Source organism: Nocardia sp. AB354, from assembly GCF_049538315.1.
Classification (GTDB): Bacteria; Actinomycetota; Actinomycetes; order Mycobacteriales; family Mycobacteriaceae; genus Nocardia; species Nocardia nova.
Window position 1 is genome coordinate 115,025 of record NZ_JBMVFU010000015.1, and the last position, 17,493, is coordinate 132,517.

Annotated in this window: 14 protein-coding genes, 1 tRNA gene and 1 pseudogene; 9 read left to right on the plus strand and 7 right to left on the minus strand. The window is 67.3% G+C overall.

All coding sequences use genetic code 11. From position 1 onward, the window contains the following. Window positions 1-9 precede the first annotated feature (9 nt). From ACPCUW_RS21870 to ACPCUW_RS21900, 7 genes are all read right to left on the minus strand, one after another. Window positions 10-1,026, minus strand: a complete 1,017-nt coding sequence (locus ACPCUW_RS21870; protein WP_423426765.1) for an LLM class flavin-dependent oxidoreductase — start codon at window positions 1,024-1,026, stop codon at window positions 10-12. Between the two features lie 89 nt (window positions 1,027-1,115). Then, window positions 1,116-2,057 (minus strand): PIG-L deacetylase family protein, encoded by a 942-nt coding sequence (locus ACPCUW_RS21875; RefSeq protein WP_423426767.1) that lies wholly within the window; start codon window positions 2,055-2,057, stop codon window positions 1,116-1,118. A 30-nt stretch (window positions 2,058-2,087) separates the two neighbouring features. Continuing rightward, window positions 2,088-2,534 (minus strand): hypothetical protein, encoded by a 447-nt coding sequence (locus ACPCUW_RS21880; protein ID WP_423426768.1) that lies wholly within the window; start codon window positions 2,532-2,534, stop codon window positions 2,088-2,090. Between the two features lie 93 nt (window positions 2,535-2,627). After that, entirely contained in the window at window positions 2,628-3,893 is a 1,266-nt protein-coding gene (locus ACPCUW_RS21885) for a cytochrome P450 family protein (RefSeq protein WP_423426770.1), read from the minus strand. 302 nt (window positions 3,894-4,195) lie between these two features. Further along, window positions 4,196-4,612: a hypothetical protein gene (locus ACPCUW_RS21890; RefSeq protein ID WP_423426772.1), complete on the minus strand. Its 417-nt coding sequence runs from the start codon at window positions 4,610-4,612 to the stop codon at window positions 4,196-4,198. A gap of 63 nt (window positions 4,613-4,675) precedes the next feature. Then, window positions 4,676-5,107 carry a pyridoxamine 5'-phosphate oxidase family protein gene (locus ACPCUW_RS21895; protein ID WP_423426774.1) on the minus strand — a complete coding sequence of 144 codons (432 nt, stop codon included), beginning with the start codon at window positions 5,105-5,107 and terminating at the stop codon, window positions 4,676-4,678. Between the two features lie 28 nt (window positions 5,108-5,135). After that, window positions 5,136-6,029 (minus strand): alpha/beta fold hydrolase, encoded by an 894-nt coding sequence (locus tag ACPCUW_RS21900; protein ID WP_423426775.1) that lies wholly within the window; start codon window positions 6,027-6,029, stop codon window positions 5,136-5,138. A 378-nt stretch (window positions 6,030-6,407) separates the two neighbouring features. Here ACPCUW_RS21900 and ACPCUW_RS21905 point away from each other — a divergent pair. The 9 genes and pseudogenes from ACPCUW_RS21905 to ACPCUW_RS21945 form a co-directional block, all read left to right on the plus strand. Next, window positions 6,408-6,481 (plus strand) — tRNA-Pro (locus tag ACPCUW_RS21905). 1,232 nt (window positions 6,482-7,713) lie between these two features. Further along, on the plus strand, window positions 7,714-9,990 hold the full coding sequence (locus ACPCUW_RS21910) for an ATP-binding protein (RefSeq protein WP_423426777.1): 2,277 nt from the start codon (window positions 7,714-7,716) through the stop codon (window positions 9,988-9,990). A gap of 82 nt (window positions 9,991-10,072) precedes the next feature. Continuing rightward, on the plus strand, window positions 10,073-11,281 hold the full coding sequence (locus ACPCUW_RS21915; protein WP_423426779.1) for a PucR family transcriptional regulator: 1,209 nt from the start codon (window positions 10,073-10,075) through the stop codon (window positions 11,279-11,281). Window positions 11,282-11,471: 190 nt separating this feature from the next. Continuing rightward, a complete protein-coding gene (locus ACPCUW_RS21920; RefSeq protein ID WP_423426780.1) occupies window positions 11,472-12,170 on the plus strand; it encodes a cutinase family protein in 699 nt (232 codons plus the stop codon). Between the two features lie 502 nt (window positions 12,171-12,672). Continuing rightward, window positions 12,673-12,879: a VOC family protein gene (locus ACPCUW_RS21925; RefSeq protein ID WP_423426781.1), complete on the plus strand. Its 207-nt coding sequence runs from the start codon at window positions 12,673-12,675 to the stop codon at window positions 12,877-12,879. A 34-nt stretch (window positions 12,880-12,913) separates the two neighbouring features. Further along, window positions 12,914-13,213, plus strand: coding sequence for an ArsR/SmtB family transcription factor (locus ACPCUW_RS21930; RefSeq protein ID WP_063016039.1), 300 nt, complete (start codon window positions 12,914-12,916; stop codon window positions 13,211-13,213). A gap of 111 nt (window positions 13,214-13,324) precedes the next feature. Next, entirely contained in the window at window positions 13,325-15,160 is a 1,836-nt protein-coding gene (locus ACPCUW_RS21935; protein ID WP_423426782.1) for a phosphoenolpyruvate carboxykinase (GTP), read from the plus strand. Then, window positions 15,157-16,776, plus strand: coding sequence for a SulP family inorganic anion transporter (locus ACPCUW_RS21940; protein WP_423426784.1), 1,620 nt, complete (start codon window positions 15,157-15,159; stop codon window positions 16,774-16,776). Before ACPCUW_RS21935 ends, ACPCUW_RS21940 begins: the two co-directional genes overlap by 4 nt. A gap of 163 nt (window positions 16,777-16,939) precedes the next feature. Beyond that, window positions 16,940-17,290, plus strand: a pseudogene (locus ACPCUW_RS21945) (class I SAM-dependent methyltransferase); the annotation flags it as partial. Window positions 17,291-17,493 lie beyond the last annotated feature (203 nt).

Genomic DNA, 17,493 nt, shown 5'->3' on the forward strand with positions numbered 1-17,493 from the left:
GCTGGGCTGCTACGGGGTTTGCCTGTGACAGAGCGCGAGAAAGGCATCGGCCAGCAGCTTGAACGACTCGCCCCGGTCGCTCGGGCGGTAGAGGTCGGTCTTGATCAGAAGTTCATCCGCTCGAGTGGCCTCTGCCAAGTCCTGCAAGCGCGTCACCACAGTCGACGGCGATCCGACGAAGACGCCCTCCAGTTCGTCCGCGGCCGCTCGCCGGGTCGCATACCCATAGCGTTCGGCGGTCTGCGGGCTGGGTAAACGTATCGGCTGTCCCTCTTTTCGCCGTGCGGTCTTCATCCTCAATGGTCCGGAAAGCCACTGCGCGCGCTCGTCGGTTTCGGCGGCGATCACTGCCACGCTGATCATGGTCCGCGGCGCCGGGCACAATGTCGACGGCTGAAAAGCTTGCCGGTAGACGTGGGTGGCCGCGATCGTGTCGTGCGGTTGAAGGTGGTGGGCCGCGGCGAAAGGAAGACCGAGAGCACCCGCGACCCGCGCGGTGTAGTCGCTGCTTCCGAGCAGCCAGATTTCGGGCCGGTTTCCTTCGGCCGGCACTGCCGCGGCGCGGTCCTCGCTCTGTTCGTCGAACAGCTCCAGCAGCTCCCGGATCTGGTCTTCGAAGGGCGTGGCTGCCCGATCGTGGGGGCTGCGGATGCGGTCGGTGACCTCGCGCGGCCCACCCAGGGCCCGTCCGAGTCCGAGGTCGATCCGCGCAGGGTGGAAGGCCTCCAGCGTGCCGAATTGTTCTGCGATCACGATGGGCGAGTGGTTCGGTGTCATGACACCACCGGCTCCTACCCGCATGTGGTGGGTCAGCGATGCGACGCGGTCGATGACGACTGCCGGTGCGGCACTTGCTACTCCGCGCATTCCGTGGTGCTCGGGTATCCAAAACCGGTGGTAGCCGAGACCGTCGACGAACTGTGCCAGCTCGACGCACTCACGCAGCGCCTGGCTCGCGTTCGATCCTTGCACGATCGGCGCAGTATCCAGGACCGAAAACCTAAGCGCGCTCGTCTGTTTCGTCATGAGGGGTACCCTTCCGCCGTGCGACCCGCAAACTCGACACCTCTCGACTGGCCTCGGCCCGGTCAGCGTGTCGGTTCCTTGTTCGGCGCTCAGATGAGCCCGGCGAAGAGATCGTCTTCCGGTGTCGGCGCCCCGGTGACATCGAATGCGCGAATGTACTCTTCCACGGCGAAGACGGTGGGCCAGAGTTCCTCCGGAACTTTCGCGGTCGTGGAGGTATGGATCTGGCTGGCATGGGAAAACAGTGCCGACCGCTTCCTGGACACGACCGAGCGGATGTCGACGCGCGCGGCCACGTGTTCATCGATACCGTCGGTGACCGCGCGCCGGCTGCGGTCGGGTTCGGGATAGTCGATTCCCGCCTCGCGCAGAGCATTTCGCAACCGCGTCCAATACAGGGTCCCGTGCGCCGCGTAATACAACTTCGCCGCCACGCCACCCGCGCGAACGGCAGCTTCTGTCGCGCGCGCGGTATGAATGTGGTCCACATGCCGGGTGCCGGTCGGCTCGTGAGTGACGACAACCTGCGGGCGGTGTTTTTCGACGAGCGCGCCCAACTCCTCGGCGACGGTCTGCAGTGGTATGTCAGCGAAGACGGTGCACGCCGGACGCACCTGATCGATCGAGCCCGAATCGTGGTGAGAAAGAAGTTCGAGTGTGCCGACACCGAGATGCGCACACGCTGTCCGCAACTCCACAAGACGTGTTCGGGCAACCCGCTCCGCATTGTGGCCCGCGGAGCCAGGTTTCGCACCGTCGATTCCGTCACCGTACTCGCCGTTCGTGCAGGTGACCAGAACGGTACGCACCCCCCGCCGTGCATACAGGCTCAAAACGCCTCCCGCGCTGGTGGATTCGTCATCCGGGTGGGCCATGACCGCCATCAAAGTCGGGGCTGAAGCTGAGCCGGACGTCATCGAAGGTCCTTTCCGTCGTTCACCCGCCGCGGGAAACGACTGTGGGTCGGCATCGGCCTTGCGATCATTGTTGCTTACGCCCAGACGGCGACCTACGACACCAGGAATCGACATTAACCTCCAAAGTTCATGTCTCACAAGACTCTAGGCAGCCCTGCCAGCAGGTGGAGAGGCCTCGGCCACAGCTCTGAGCTGTACGTGCGGCGAGACTGCGGTGGTCGACCAAGCGAACTTCCGCAGACGGATCGCGTCGCCCGACTTCCACGGCAGCTGACGTTCAGCGAGGTCGTTGAATTGGCGAGCATTGTGCTCAGGGTCGTCGTCGGCGGGCCAGGTGGCGAGCATGACGCGGAGGCGTTGCCGGCGGCACATCAGCGCCGGTGATGGCGTGCAGGTGTCATGGTCAACGACATGGACCATAACCGTCTGGCCTGCCGTATCGAATACCTCGGCCACGGCCAAGCTACCCAAGAGCTCGACGAAGTCGCGATGCTCGCCGTAGCGAGTGGGCAGCGGGTCGAAAATGACGTCGACCGCCTCACCGAGCGTTCGTGAGACCGGTTGCGTCACAGGCCGCGTGGTGCCCGTCACTCTCCTGGCACCCTCACGGGTGAGTGGTACATCGCTGGGGCCGAGCCGGAATGGGATTGCCGCGATGTACCACTCGTCGTGTCGACGGCCGGGTCAGGCCATGACGGAGACGCGGTCCGTGTCGGTCACGGGCCCGGTGCGAGATTGCGTGTGTGCGGCCAGCCGGACCGGCAGGCTGGTCAAGCCGTGAATCAGCAGGCTCTTTCGCCAGGTCAGGTTACTGAATTCGCCGTCGAGCGACAGATCCGGGAACGTGGCCAGCAGCCTCGAGATCGCGGTCGTGGCCTCCATTCGTGCCAGGGCGGCACCGAGACAGTGATGGATGCCGTGTCCGAAGGCGATGTGCCGGTTCCCGGGTCGTTCGAGGTCGATGCGGTCCGGCTCGGCGAACCGGGCGGGGTCGCGGTTGGCGGCGGCGAGCGAGATGAGGATGAATTCGTCCACGTCGATGTGCCGATCGCCCAACGTGATCGGGGCGGTGGTGTAGCGGGCCGTGGCCAAGTGCAGCGACCCCTGGCAGCGCAGGATCTCCTCGACGTAGGCGGGTATCGCCTCGGGGTCCGCGCGCAACCGCTCGGCGATCGCGGGCTCGCGCAGTAGCTCGAGTACCGAGTTGCCGATCAGATTGACCGTGGTCTCATGCCCCGCTATCAGCAGCAGGAGCAGCATGGCGATGAGTTCCTGCTGGTCCAGCCGGTCCTCATGGTCTTTCGCGATGATCAGGTGGGACAGCAGGTCGTCACGGGGGTCGTCGGTGCGTTCGGCGATCAACTTCGTCAGGTAGGTGAAGTATGTGACCCCGGCGGCGGCGCGTTCCTCGTTCGTGGCCGTGTCGCCGACGACCACGGCGGTCCACGAGCGGAAGTCTGCCTTGTCGTCGTCGGGCACCCCGAGCAGCTCGCAGATTACCGCGATCGGCAGCCGGAACGCGTAGCTGTCGATGAGGTCGACAGTCGTTCGCGCGCTGATGTCGGCGAGCAGGGTGTCGGCGATCGAGGTGATTCTCGGTTGCAGATCGCGGATGGCGGGGCCCGCGAACGCCTTCGCCACGAGGCGGCGCAGACGCGTGTGCTGTGGCGGATCGGCGAACAGCATGTTGTCGCCGATGGCGGTGTTGAACATCTCGGCCGCACCGTTTTTGGCCAGCACGGCCTGTCCCTCGGGCGACCCGATGCGCTTGCTGATGGTCGGCTCCGCCAAGGCTTGCCTGGCCACGTCGTGATCGACGATCAACCAGCCGACCACACCGTCCAATCGAATGCGATGCAGGGGACCGCGCTCGCGCAGCGCCCGATAGGTCGCATGCGGATCCTGGTAGAACTCGTCTGTCAGTTCGAGGATCTCCATCTCGGCTGTCACCGGCCACCACCGGCCGACGAAACCATGGCCGAGCTCGAACATAGGTAATGCACTGTCCCTCAGTCCTTTCGACGAACATTCTGACTTGCGGCCGATGCGGTCCGGAACGAGTAATCGATCAGGGGTGCATCGGTGAGAGGTCGAGCAGTTTCGATCGGGTGAAACAGGGAGGCCCCCGCCACGAATTAGCCATGGCTACCGTTCAGTAAACATCTGAGTGCCCGAGTGGCTTCCGCGTGAACATCGCATCGAAATGCGCTGCTCGCACGCCAGGGCTGGTCGGAAGTCGTTGAAGCGGAGTCTTATTCGGAACCGGAGAGCGAAACAGATGGTAGCCCGGCGTCATCGGCGAACGCTTCCGTGCCGCTCCCTTCTATCAGCACGGTGTGATCACGACTTCGTGGCGAAACATCACGACGCCCGCAGTCGCCGGCGTTCGACACGGTGGATGACGGTGGTATGCGGGCGTCGACGAATTCGGCGGCAATAGTTCGGTCGGACAGCTTGATTCGCTTGGCCGAGTTCTCCAGTGCCGCTACCGCTGCCTCGGTCAGGCGGCGGACGATACCGCCCGCGCCGCGCAGTCGTCGAGGCCGACGGCCTGTCCGGCGGCAAGAAGAATCATGTGGCCGGCCACCGAATTCTCGCGCGTCGCCTGCGCCGTCGCCGAGTCGATCCTTCACGACCCACCGGCGGACCGAGAACGAACGGGCGACCACCGCCGGCTGAACCTGCTCATGTCGAGCAAACTACTTCGCCGACCGGACGCCCGAACAGTGCTGTCAGAGATCGCCCGAGTAGTCCTGGCTGATCCAGCGGTCGGGGCGGATGGTGAACAGTACGGAGTCGTTGCCGTCCATCCGGTCCGCGAAGGCGCGGCCCTCCTCCGGACCGAGATAGCGGCTGGCGATGCTCACCCGCGCCTCCCGGGGCGAGGGGGTGGCGGCCTCCACGACCGTGCCCTCGACGATGACGTACTGATAGGGCAACTCTTCGCGCTGCACCGTCAGTGTCACCACGCCGGCTTCCCGCACCAGCCTGGCCTTGCGGCGCGCCGCGCCGGTGTTGATGCGAATATTGCCGCCCGGGGTGTAGTCGTACCAGATCGGCGCGGTGGCGGGCGGACGCCCGTCGCCAGCCGCGACCGACAGCACTCCGATGTGCTTGCCCGCCAGGAATTCTTGACGCTCGGCTTCCGAGAAAGGTTTCGGCATAAGACGTCGAACGGAGCAGGCTGCGCCGTTATTCCGGTCGAACGCGCGAATCCCACTGGGCGAGGACGGTCCGTAAGGTCGCCACCAGCGCAAGCGGTTGATCCATCATCGGGTGATGACCGGCCTCGGCCAATTCGACCACCATCGCGGGCCGCCCGAACAAGCTCGCGATCTCCAGCGCCCGCTCCCGGGTCACCACACCGCGTTCGCATCGGATGTACAGCACGGATGCGTCCACGACCCGCAGCGAGCCCAGCGGTGGGATACGCCCGTCCTCGAGGCGCTTGCGCAACATCTCGGGATCGAACTTCCAGCCCCACCCGGCACCGGTGTCTCGCACCGATTCCTCCGCCACGTGCCGCGCGACGTAAGGAAGCAGAACCGCCTGATCCGGAATGGTTCGAAACCGGCCACAGATCTCGTCCCGCGTCGGGTACGTCTTCGGCCGGTGGAGCAACTGCCGGACGATCGACTCTTGCGACGGCTCCTGAAACGGAGAATCGATGACGACCAGACCCGCGAGCGATTCCCGATGCCGCGCAGCCGCCACGGCGCTCACTCGCCCACCCATGCTGTGCCCGATGACGTACGGCCGTCCGGCTATCCCGCCGGCCTCGGCAGCGGCTATCACCTCGTCCGCCCAGCCCTCGATCGGATATCGGGATCGCACGGCGCTGTCACCGTGCCCGGACAAATCCAGCGCCACCACACGATGCGTACCCGCCAACAGCGGAGCGATGTGGTCCCACCAGCCCGAATGCGCCGATCCGCCGTGCACCAGCACCACACCGGCCGTCCCCGCCCGGCCCCAGCACCGCAGATGAACGACACCGCCCCCGACGTCGACCTCACGATGTTCGGGGAGTTCCGCAATGGCCCGCGTAAACCATCCCGGTGCCGCGACACCCGCCGTCACTACCATCGCCGCCTCCTTCGCCCGGGCCCGCTCCTCGGACCATATCGGCAGGCGTATGTAGCGGTGGCGCCACCGGTGGTGCAACAAGGTTTTGCTCGATCCCGAGCACAATATCCGCCACGTCCGAGACGGATCGGCGCTGACATGCGATCGCTGCAGGAGCGATCCCGAGCCGCAGCAACAGCAAACTGCGGCAGTTTGTCCTGCAACTCAACTTCTCTGTGCCGCAGTACAATCGGAAACCGAACCAGCAGTGCGGCGTCGAACGTGCATCAGGGACCGCGCCCTGCCTGCGGCCCCGGGCCGGATTGCCCACAAGCAGCCGATTTGCTCCAACAAGGGGGTAGTGAGGTAATCTCTTCGAGCACCCGCAAGCGGGAGCAACGGGCTGTGGCGCAGCTTGGTAGCGCACTTGACTGGGGGTCAAGTGGTCGCAGGTTCAAATCCTGTCAGCCCGACCGAGAAAATCCCCTCCGACCAGGGTCGGAGGGGATTTTCTGTTTCGGTTGAGAGTCATTGTCGACCGCCAGTGTGCCCAGAGTGTGCCAACGCGCAGAATGCTGCGTGCGAACTTCGCAAGGGTGCCACCGTCCCGTGGCTGGTGGGCTCGTCCCACGGTTCCTTCGGTGCATCGAACCTCTTTCGCGCGGACCACTCGGAGTCGCCACAGGCGTCGTCGACCGCCGTGCTGACCACTCAGCGGAACGTTGTGGCGTCACCCAGACGGAAAATTTCGCCTCGCGCGGCCTGCCGCACCGAGCGGTGGTGGCTCGTCTGGCCGGCGCCAGCCGAGTCGGACGGCGGCCACAAGTCAGCGGCGGCAGGGTCGCTTTTCGCCGATGCGCCGGCACGATGACGAGCCGAACCAACTTGCCGCTCTTCCGAAGTCGCCGTGTGGCGGCCTGGAAGTTCGTTCCACGAGCGTCGCGGGGGGCTGCCGTGGGCTACTGGTTCGTGGCCATGGTCTTTCTCTGGCGTGGGGTGGGTGGTCTGCCTCTGAGCGCCGAGGCGGCTAGGTTCGGTCTGCGCTTCGCTCGGGACGAGGCCGTGGTAGCGGGGCGGATCGTCGCCGTCGAGCGTAGTCACCGGACGGTTCCCGACAGCGATGGCACCGAAACGACCGTGGAGTTTTCGTCTCCGGTGGCCGCCTTCCGCACCGTCGACGGCCGGGAAATGCGGGAGTCGGCCATCGTCGCGCGAGCGCGCACGATGGCCGGCCACTACGAGGACCGGTTCGTCGCCGTCTCGCAGCGTGGCCAGTGGCAGGGCCGGACGTGGACGCCGGGTGGGCCGTCCGGGTCAGGTATCTACCGGACACGCCGGAGCGGTTCCGCATCGAGGGCAAGCCCGGCACTCATCTCCTCTGGTTCCTGCCGTTGTCGCCGGCCCTCCTGATCACAGTCATCGGGTGCACCCTTCTGGCCGTCGAATTCTTTTGTCCCTGAACACATTTGGCGCGCCACCGCTACCGAGGCTCCGGCGTCCAGTCCTGCCGGCGCGGCAGCCACCAGTAGTCGCCGCGTCCCAATGCCGAAGCGACGCGCTCGGCCTCCACGCACACCATGTCGGCCTCCGCAGGCGTGAGGGGACCGCAGTCGACCTGCCCGAATCATGGGCACGGTGACAAAGGTGCTCAGTAGGATTGCCGAGAGCTGACAATGCGGGTGCTGGGACGAAAGTGGACGACCGGATGGTGCGTACCGGGCTGGTGTCGGAGTTGACCAGCTATGTCGGGCGGCGCGGCGAGTCCGCGGATGTGCGGCGGTTGCTCGGGTCGGCGCGTCTGGTCTCGCTGACCGGGCCGGGCGGGGTGGGCAAGACGCGGCTGGCGTTCCGGGTCGCCTCGGATACCGCACGCGCGTATCGCGACGGGGTGTATTTCGTCGAACTGGCCGAGATGCGCGAACCGGCGCTGCTGGCCGACGTCGTCGCCGACCGACTCGATCTGCAGCTCCGCTCCGAACAGCCGGCGATCGACCGGGTGCTGGGCTATCTGCGCGAGCGCGAGGTCCTGCTCGTGCTGGACAACTGCGAGCACGTCCTCGGCGCGTGCGCGGAATTCGTCGCGGCGCTGCTCACCCAGTGCGGCAAGGTCACGGTCCTGACGACGAGCAGGCAGTCGCTGGCGGTCCCCGGGGAGAGGACGTTGCGGGTGCCGCCGCTGCCGGTACCACCGGATACGGCGGAACCGTCGGAACTGCTGCGGTACGACAGCAGCCGCCTTTTCGCCGATCGGGCCGCCGCGGCGCGGTCCGATTTCGACGTCACCGCGCACAACGCCGCCGATGTGGCACGACTGTGCCGCCAGTTGGACGGAGTGCCGTTGGCTATCGAGTTGGCCGCGGCGCGCATGCGTTCGCTGCCACTGCACCAGATCTGCCGGCGCTTGGACCGGAGGCTGGCGCTGCTGACCACCGGTTCACCGGTCTCGCCCGAACGACAGCAGACCCTGCGCGCCACGATCGTCTGGAGTTACGAGTTGTGTTCGCGCGCCGAACAACTCGTCTGGTGCCGGGCGTCGGTGTTCACCGGATCGTTCGACCTCGAGGCGGCGGAATTCGTCTGCGGCGGTAACGGTGTCGACCCTGCCGCCGTGCTCGACGTGATCGACGCGCTGGTCGACAAGTCCGTACTGGAGCGAGACGGCACCGACGACGCCCGGTACCGGATGCTGGAGACCCTCCGGGAGTTCGGGCAGGAAGAACTCCACGCGGCTGCCGACGACAACCGGATCGCCCGCAGACATCGCGACTGGTTCGACCGGCTCACGGCGCGGGCGGATGCCGAGTGGATCGGTCCCGCCCAGTCGTCGTGGGTGTGGCGGCTGCGGCGCGACCACGCGAATCTGCGCGCGGCGCTGGAGTGGTCGCTCACCGAGCCCGGTGAGGCCGATATCGCCCTGCCGATGACTCAGCGGATCGTCGAATACTGGACGTTGCGGGGCGCGAACCGCGAGGCGCGCACCCGGCTCGACCGCGCCCTCGCCGCCACCTCGCCGGACCATCCCGCCCGCGCCTACGGACTGGCGACCAGCGCTCAGTTCTCGGCATGGCTGTCGGATATCCCCGGCACGCTGCGCAGGCTCGATGAAGCCGACAAGATCGCCGCCGACCGCGGCGACCGGTTGGCCGCCGCGTGGTCCGATGTGGTGCGCGCGCAAGTGGCGAAGATCCGCCTCGAGGACCGGCTCTCGGCCGATCTGGCCGGTGCGGCGGTGCCGGTTTTCCACGCCCACGGCGACCGGCGAAACGAACTGCGCGCCCGGTTGCACCACGGCATCGCCAACACCGCTAGCTCTCCCGCGGAAGGTCTACGCCTGCTGCGGGAAATGACGGCGCGCAGTGACGAACTGGGCGACACCTACTACCGCGATATGGCGCTGTTCGGCATCGCCATGATCGAGGTGATGTCCGGCTGCCTGGACGCCGCCGAATCCGCTGCCCGCACCGCGCTGGCCTCGACTCGATTGCGCGACAGTCGTTTCGGCGACGCCTACCATCTGGAGACGCTGGCCTGGTGCGCGGCCCGGCGCGGCGAAGGCGAACGGGCGGCGACATTGTTCGGTGCCGCCGCGACAGCGTGGAACCTGCTGGGCTCCGACCCGGCCGCGATCATGCCGCGGCCGCACGAGAGATTCCGGGAGCTGGCCACCACCGCGCTGGGCGCCGACGCATTCGACAGCGCGCATGCCGCCGGGCGCGCCATGCCCCGCGAGCGGGCGCGTCGCTACGCCCTGCGCGAAGATGCCGAGGACGTCGCGATCCAGGAGCCGCAGTCACCGCTGACGGCGCGCGAGCTGGAAGTCGCCCAGCTGGTCGCCCAGGGGCTGACCAACCGCGAGATCGCTGTTCGGCTGGTCATCGCCCCACGCACCGCCGATACCCACGTTCGCCACATCCTCACCAAACTCGGCTTCGGCAAACGGGCGCAGATCGCCGCGTGGATGGCCGCCCGAGCACACCCGTAAGGCGCGATATACGTCGTTTCGCCGATGCGGGCAAACCCGCACGCCGTGCACGCTGGCACTCCCGGCAGATGGGAGTGAGCCAATGTCCGAACCGACCACCGACCACCTCGTTCGACCGCGACAGAGCGTCCGCACCGTGGCGAACCGTCCGGCTCCGGTCGCACCGGTGGATGCTCGCGACACGGCGCGAGCGATGATCGGCCGGCTCCTGGCCCGCGTCGCGGCAGACACGGCGCCGGCCGGCGCCGAGCGGGACTGCCTGCGGCTGGCGATCGAGATCCTGCACGCGCCCTCTCCTCGCGACGCCTCCGCGCGACTCGACGACGCCGCGCAGACCTGGGCACGCGACGGGGTGTCGATCGTCGTCGTCGGCGCCCTGCATGCCGCGCTACGGGAGGTGCTGAACCGGCTCGGCCGGGCAGATATGGCATCGGCTCGCCGGCACTACGACATCGCCGCCGCCAGGCTGGTCGGGGAGCTGCTGAACACCATGAGCACCACGATCATCGGCGCCTGCGTTCACCAGTTCGACCGAGCCGAGGACGGCCACCCCGCGTCGTACGAGGCCGCGCTCTCGGCTTTGCTGGAGGGGCAACCCGTGTCCGAGATCGAGCATCGGTACGGCGTGAGCATCTCCGAGCGCTATCGAGTCCTCGCGCTGGCGACACAGCCGGACCGACACTCCGGTGAAGACGACATCATCGGCAAAGACCTTCGAGCGCAACGGCTTCGACACGCGCTGTCGGCCCGGACCGGCCACGCGACGCTGTCGAAGTTGTCGGCGACCGGCGGCACGGCCCTGATCCCCGCGACGGAGGTGGCCGCAACCGGCGTCGAGCACCTGGTCGCCGAAATCGGCCGGGCAGCACACCTTTCGATCTCCGCCACGGTGGTGGAGGCATCCATCGCCGATATCGCCGCCGCCGCCGAGCGGGCGCACGAACTGCTGGACATCGCGCAACGGCTGGAGCTGCCCGCCGGGCTGTACGGATTCGACGAGCTCGCACTGGAATACCAGCTCACCCGGCCCGGACCGGCGGTGGCGCACCTCCGGGCTCTGCTCGCACCGCTCGACGACCACCCCGAACTGCTGGCGACATTGCGCTGCCACATCGCCACCGGCCTCAACCGGCGCCGCACCGGGAAGACGCTGAACCTGCACCCCAACACCGTGGACTACCGGCTGCGACGCATCGCCGAACTCACCGGCTTTCACGCGCACCGCTATCCGGACCTGTGGTACCTGCGGTCCGCGCTGGTCGTGCACAGCGTCCGGTCGGCCCGACCCTGAGACCGCGCTTGCGAGCCCGGCTGCTCGGTAGTTGCGGCCCCCTGTGCACCCGACCAGCGATGCCGGAGGGTCTTGGTGAAAATAACGGAGACCGTCGCCTCGGCTCTCCTGACCTCGCCGGCGGTTCTAGCGTCCGACCAGCATCGGTACCGCTCAGGTATCGGGTTGATCAGCAGAGGAGACCGCACAGATGGGACTGTTCGACAGGGAGAGGCCGCGCCACGTCCGCGAGATAGCTGCGGTCTCCGCAGTCGCGTCGATCGCCGCGACGTTCGCCGTGGTCGGGATCTCGGCGGCCACGCCCGCGGCGGCGCAGACGACGTGCACCGATGTCGACGTCGTCGTCGCTCGCGGCACCGGCGAACCGCTCGGCGCCGATCCCGGCCTCGGCGCGGTCGTCGGCAATCCGGTGTATCACGCACTAGCACAACGCTTGTCGCGCTCGCACAGCGCCTACCGTGTCCAGTACCCGGCCAGTCCGGTCGAGCCGTGGTCGGTGCAGCAGGGCAATCGCGACCTGGTGACACATGTGACCGATGCGGCGAAGGCCTGCCCTAACCAGCGCTTCGTCCTGGTCGGTTACTCACAAGGCGCGAACGTGGTCGACAATTCGATCGACATCAGCAGTGCGGGCGCGAAGGTCGGCGGGCCGATCGTGGCCACCCTGCCAGCGTCGGTGGCGCCGAAGATCGCGGCGATCCTGTTGTTCGGCAACCCGATCCGCGGTATCGGTCACAGCGTCACCGGCCCCTATGCGGACCGCACCTACGACACCTGCACCGCGAACGACCCGGTGTGCGACCCCAAAGGCACGAGCTGGAAAGTGCACCGGACCAGCTACACCGCCAGAGCGGATGAGGCTGCGGACTTCGCCGTCGCCCACCTGTGAGGCACCGAAGACGTTCCGGAAAAGGTCGCCGCGTCCGATAAGGCTTGTGCCGGTCAGCTTTCCGATCACGAGAGACCACCACCCGCCGAACCGCATCCTGTGCGGTTCGGCGGGTGGGGTTAGGGACCGGGGTCAGATGCCGATCACGCCGCGCATCTGGCCGAACCAGCCCACGACCATGTTCACGATCTGAGACAAATCACCGATAATCATCGGGTTCCTCCTTTCGGTAACACTTGCGGACTGCGCTTTTCGTCATACCCGGGAGGTCCGGGAATTAACGTCTTCTGTCCGCCCTCATCGGCACGGGTTTCGTCCTACTCCACGGAAACGAATAGACGGCAGTTGGACATTCGATCACCGGTCACCGAGCGTCCGCGCCGGTGGCAGCCAGAACCGCGGAAGAACAACCACTTTCGCGCCTGGCCGGAAGCGTTTGCCGTCGCGCTCCCACCCGAGGGTGGCTAGCCGGTCCGGCGCCGCGATGGTGACACTGGACGGTATGCGTCTGAACCAGGTCACCGTCGGCAGCACGGACCTCGATCGAGCCGAGCACTTCTATCTGCTGCTCGGCCTTCACCTGATCGTCAAGACCGAGCACTGGCCGACTGATCGGCGGCGGCGAACAGCTCGGCACTTTTCCTGTTTGCTAAACTCTGCAATCAAGAGCGACGGGGCAGGCCGTGGGGCCGCGTACCAAAAGGAGTGATTGCGTGCCCGGACTGAGCAGACCCCTCTATCAGATGAAAGCGGAGTTCTTCAAAACACTGGGGCATCCGATCCGGATTCGCGTGCTCGAACTGCTCAGCGAGCGCGAACAGGCGGTCTCCGAGATGCTGGCCGAAATCGGCATCGAGCCGGCGAATCTGTCCCAGCAGCTCGCGATTCTGCGCCGAGCCGGGCTGGTCGTGGCCCGGCGGGAGGGACTGTCGGTGACCTACGAGCTCACCTCCCCGCAGGTGGCCGAATTGCTGGCGGTGGCGCGGGCGATCTTGACCGGCGTGGTCGCGGGCCAAGCGGAGGCGCTGGAAGAGCTCGCCTGACGATCCGGGCATAGGGGGCCGGAACCAGCGGAGCGGGGGGCCCGAATGCGACCACTGTTTGCAGGTTTTCTAAACTAACTACATTGCAGCTTTATCAAGGAGGCAGGTCTCGTGTCCGACAGTTCACGTGTCATCGCACAGCTCGACGAGGTTCCGGTGGCCCACGAGAGCGTTCTGGCGTGGATCGCCGAGGTCGCCGAGCTGACGGCCCCCGAGCACATCGTCCTGTGCGACGGCTCCCGGGCGGAGTGGGATCGGCTGACCGCACGATTGGTCGACAAGGGAACCTTCGTTCCACTGACCGGTAAGCCGAACTCGTTCTGGTGTGTCTCCGATCCCGACGACGTGGCGCGCGTGGAGGATCGCACGTTCATCTGCTCCGAGCGCGAGACCGACGCCGGTCCGACCAACAACTGGGTCGACCCGGTGGATATGCGCACGGTGATGACCGAGCACTATCGCGGCGCGATGGCCGGCCGGACGATGTATGTCATCGCGTTCTGCATGGGGCCGCTCGATGCGCAGGACCCGAAATTCGGTGTACAGATCACCGACTCGGAATATGTCGCGGTGTCGATGCAGATCATGACGCGGTCCGGCGACGCCGTCTGGGAAAAGCTCACGACCGGAAGGGAATTCGTCAAATGCCTGCATTCGGTCGGCGCACCGCTGGGCGTCGGTGAGCCGGATGCGGCGTGGCCGTGCGATACCACCAAATACATCTCGCACTTTCCCGAGCGCCGCGAGATCTGGAGTTACGGATCCGGCTACGGCGGCAACGCGCTGCTGGGCAAGAAGTGTTTCGCACTGCGCATCGCCTCGGTACTCGGCCGGGACGAAGGGTGGCTGGCCGAGCACATGCTGATCCTGAAACTCACCTCCCCGCAAGGAAAGACGCGCTACGTCGCCGCGGCGTTCCCGTCGTCGTGCGGCAAGACGAACCTGGCCATGCTCGAACCCGCGCTCGACGGCTGGACCGCCGAGACGGTCGGTGACGATATCGCGTGGCTGCGCTTCGGCGCCGACGGCCGGCTCTACGCGGTCAATCCCGAGGCCGGATTCTTCGGTGTCGCCCCCGGCACCGGCGCCACGACCAATCCCAACGCGATCGCCACCATCGCGAAGGGCAATTCGATCTTCACCAACACCGCCCGCACCGCCGACGGGGACGTGTGGTGGGAGGGATTGACCGCCGAACCGCCCGCCCGTCTCGTCGACTGGCACGGCGAGAACTGGACGTCCGACTCGGGAACGCCTGCCGCGCATCCGAATTCGCGGTACTGCACACCGATTCGACAGTGTCCCTCGGTCGCTCCGGAATGGGACGATCCGGCCGGCGTGCCGATTTCGGCGATCTTCTTCGGCGGCCGTCGCGCCACCACTGTCCCGCTGGTCGCCGAGTCCTTCGACTGGGCCCATGGGGTGTTCACCGCCTCGGTGCTGTCGTCGGAAACCACCGCCGCCGCGGCCGGGACGGTCGGCGTCGTACGGCGCGATCCGATGGCGATGCTGCCGTTCCTCGGCTATCACGTCGGTGACTACTTCGCCCACTGGCTCCGGCTGGGTGCCGCCGCCGACCCGGCGAAACTGCCGAAGATCTTCCAGGTCAACTGGTTCCGACGAGGTCCGGAAGGCGAATTCCTGTGGCCAGGCTTCGGCGACAACGTGCGCGTGCTGCAGTGGGCACTGGAGCGTCTCGACGGCACCGCCGAGGCGGTCGAGACGCCGATCGGCTACGTGCCGGCGGTCGAGGCCCTCGATCTCACCGGGCTCGACGACGGGCAGCGGGCCCGGACGGCGGCATCGCTCGCGGTCGACATCGACGAGTGGGTGGCCGAGGTGGCCGACATCGACCACTGGTACGCCACCATCGGCGGCAATCGCCTGCCCGACGCGTTGCGGGAACAACTCGCCGCGCTGAAACTGCGTCTGGCAGCCCGGTTGTGAACATCGCAGCACTGCTCCCCCGCTGGTCGGATTGGCGTCCGGCCCTCCGCACCCCGGGCCCGGATCTGCTGTCGGGCCTGATCGTCGCCCTGGTGGCGTTGCCGCTGGCACTGGGATTCGGCATCAGCTCCGGACTCGGCGCCGCGGCCGGACTGGCCACCGCGGTCGTCGCGGGCATCGTGGCCGCGATATTCGGCGGCTCCCGTTTCCAGGTGTCGGGGCCGACCGGCGCGATGACCGTCGTGCTGGTTCCGATCGTCCACCAGCACGGCGGGGGCGGGGTGCTGGCCGTGGGCCTGATGGCCGGCATCGTGCTGGTGGCGCTCGCGGTCGCCGGGGCCGGGCGTGCGGTGCGATACATGCCGGCCCCGGTGATCGAGGGCTTCACCGCCGGCATCGCCGTGGTGATCGCCTTGCAGCAGTTCCCCAACGCTCTCGGCATCGCGCACGCGCACGGGGACAAGGTGTGGCAGTCGGCCTATGACGCTGTGTGCCAATATATTTCGCAACCCCATCTCGCGCCGGTCGTGATCGCCGTCGCGGTGGCCGCGGTGATGCTCGTCGGCGGGCGGTTCCTGCCGAAGCTGCCCTTCGCGCTGCTGGCCGTGGCCGGCGCGACCGTCGTGGTCGCGCTCTTCGACATCCCCACCGCGGCCATCGGCGCCCTCCCGTCGGGACTCAGTGCTCCCACACTGAACTTCCTCGACTGGGGCAGCCTCGGATCGCTGGTGGCGCCCGCGCTGGCGGTCGCTGCGCTGGGCGCCCTCGAATCGCTGCTGGCGGCGACCGCCGCGGATGCCATGGCCGTCGGCACCCGCCACGATCCCGATCGCGAACTGTTCGGGCAGGGGTTGGCCAATATCGCCGCACCGCTGTTCGGCGGCGTGCCGGCTACCGGTGCGATCGCCCGCACGGCCGTCAATGTGCGCTCCGGGGCACGCACACGCCTGGCCGCGCTGACCCACGCGGTGGTGCTCGCCGCCATCATCTACCTCGCCGCACCGCTCGTCGCCGATATCCCGGTCGCGGCGCTGGCCGGGGTGCTGCTGGCCACGACGGTCCGCATGGTGGAAACCGCGTCGCTGACCGCCATCGCGCGTGCCTCACGCGGCGACGCACTCATCATGGCCGCGACGTTCCTGGTCACGGTCGCCATGGACCTGGTGACCGCGGTCGGTGTCGGCGTCGCGATCGCGATCGTCCTGGCGCTGCGTTCGGTGGCGAAAGAGGCTCGGCTGCAACAGGTTCCGCTCGACGAGAGCGACCACCTCAGCGAGGAACACCGCCTGTTGCACGACCGTATCGTCGCCTACCGCATCGACGGACCGCTGTTCTTCGCCGCCGCGCACCGCTTCCTGCTGGAGCTGACCGAGGTCGCCGACGTCCATGTGGTGGTCCTTCGCATGGCGCATGTCACCGCCCTCGACACGACCGGCGCACTGGTCCTCAAGGACGCCATCGCGAAACTGCAGCACCGCAACATCACGGTCCTGATGTCGGGCTTGCGCGACGAGCATCGCCGTCGGCTCGCGGCGCTCGGCGCCCTGCCCGCGGGCGGCGAGACGCAGATCTTCGAGCAGACGCCCGAGGCGCTCGCGTACGCGCGCGCCATGTGATCACCGCGCGGCGAAACCGCCCGGCGCTGCGGCGATCTCGCCCGGCAGCCGCAGGGCGCGCGTAGCATCACCTGCCGTGAGTGGTGATCCGGGGCCGGCCGAAGGCGGGGACACGTCCTTCACCGGATCGATCCCGCAGATCTACGACACGCTGCTGGTTCCGATGATCTTCGCCGAACCCGCCCGGCTGCTCGCGCAGGCGGTGGCCGCGACGGACGCGGTCGACATCCTCGAAACCGCGGCGGGGACCGGGGTGCTGACCAGAGCGCTCGCCCGGCTCGACGGTCGCGACATCGTGGCGACCGACCTGAACGAACCCATGTTGACGACCGCCGCGAACCGCACGGCATCGGATCGAGTGCGGTGGCAGGTCGCCGACGCCCGAGACCTGCCGTTCGCCGAATGCTCGTTCGACCTGGTGGCATGCCAGTTCGGCGCGATGTTCCTGCCCGACAAGGTCGGCGGATACGCCGAGACCCTGCGAGTTTTGCGCCCGGGCGGCGTCTTCGTCTTCAACGTCTGGGACCGGCTCGAGACCAATGTGGTGACCCTGATCGTCACCGAGGCGCTGTGCGCGGCGGCACCGGACGAGCCGCTCGAATTCTTTCGCCGCACGCCCCACGGATACTTCGACATCGATCGGATTCGCGGCGAACTCGCGGCGGCCGGCTTCGAGCGGATCACCGGTGAGTACATCGACGGGTCGAGCCGCACGAC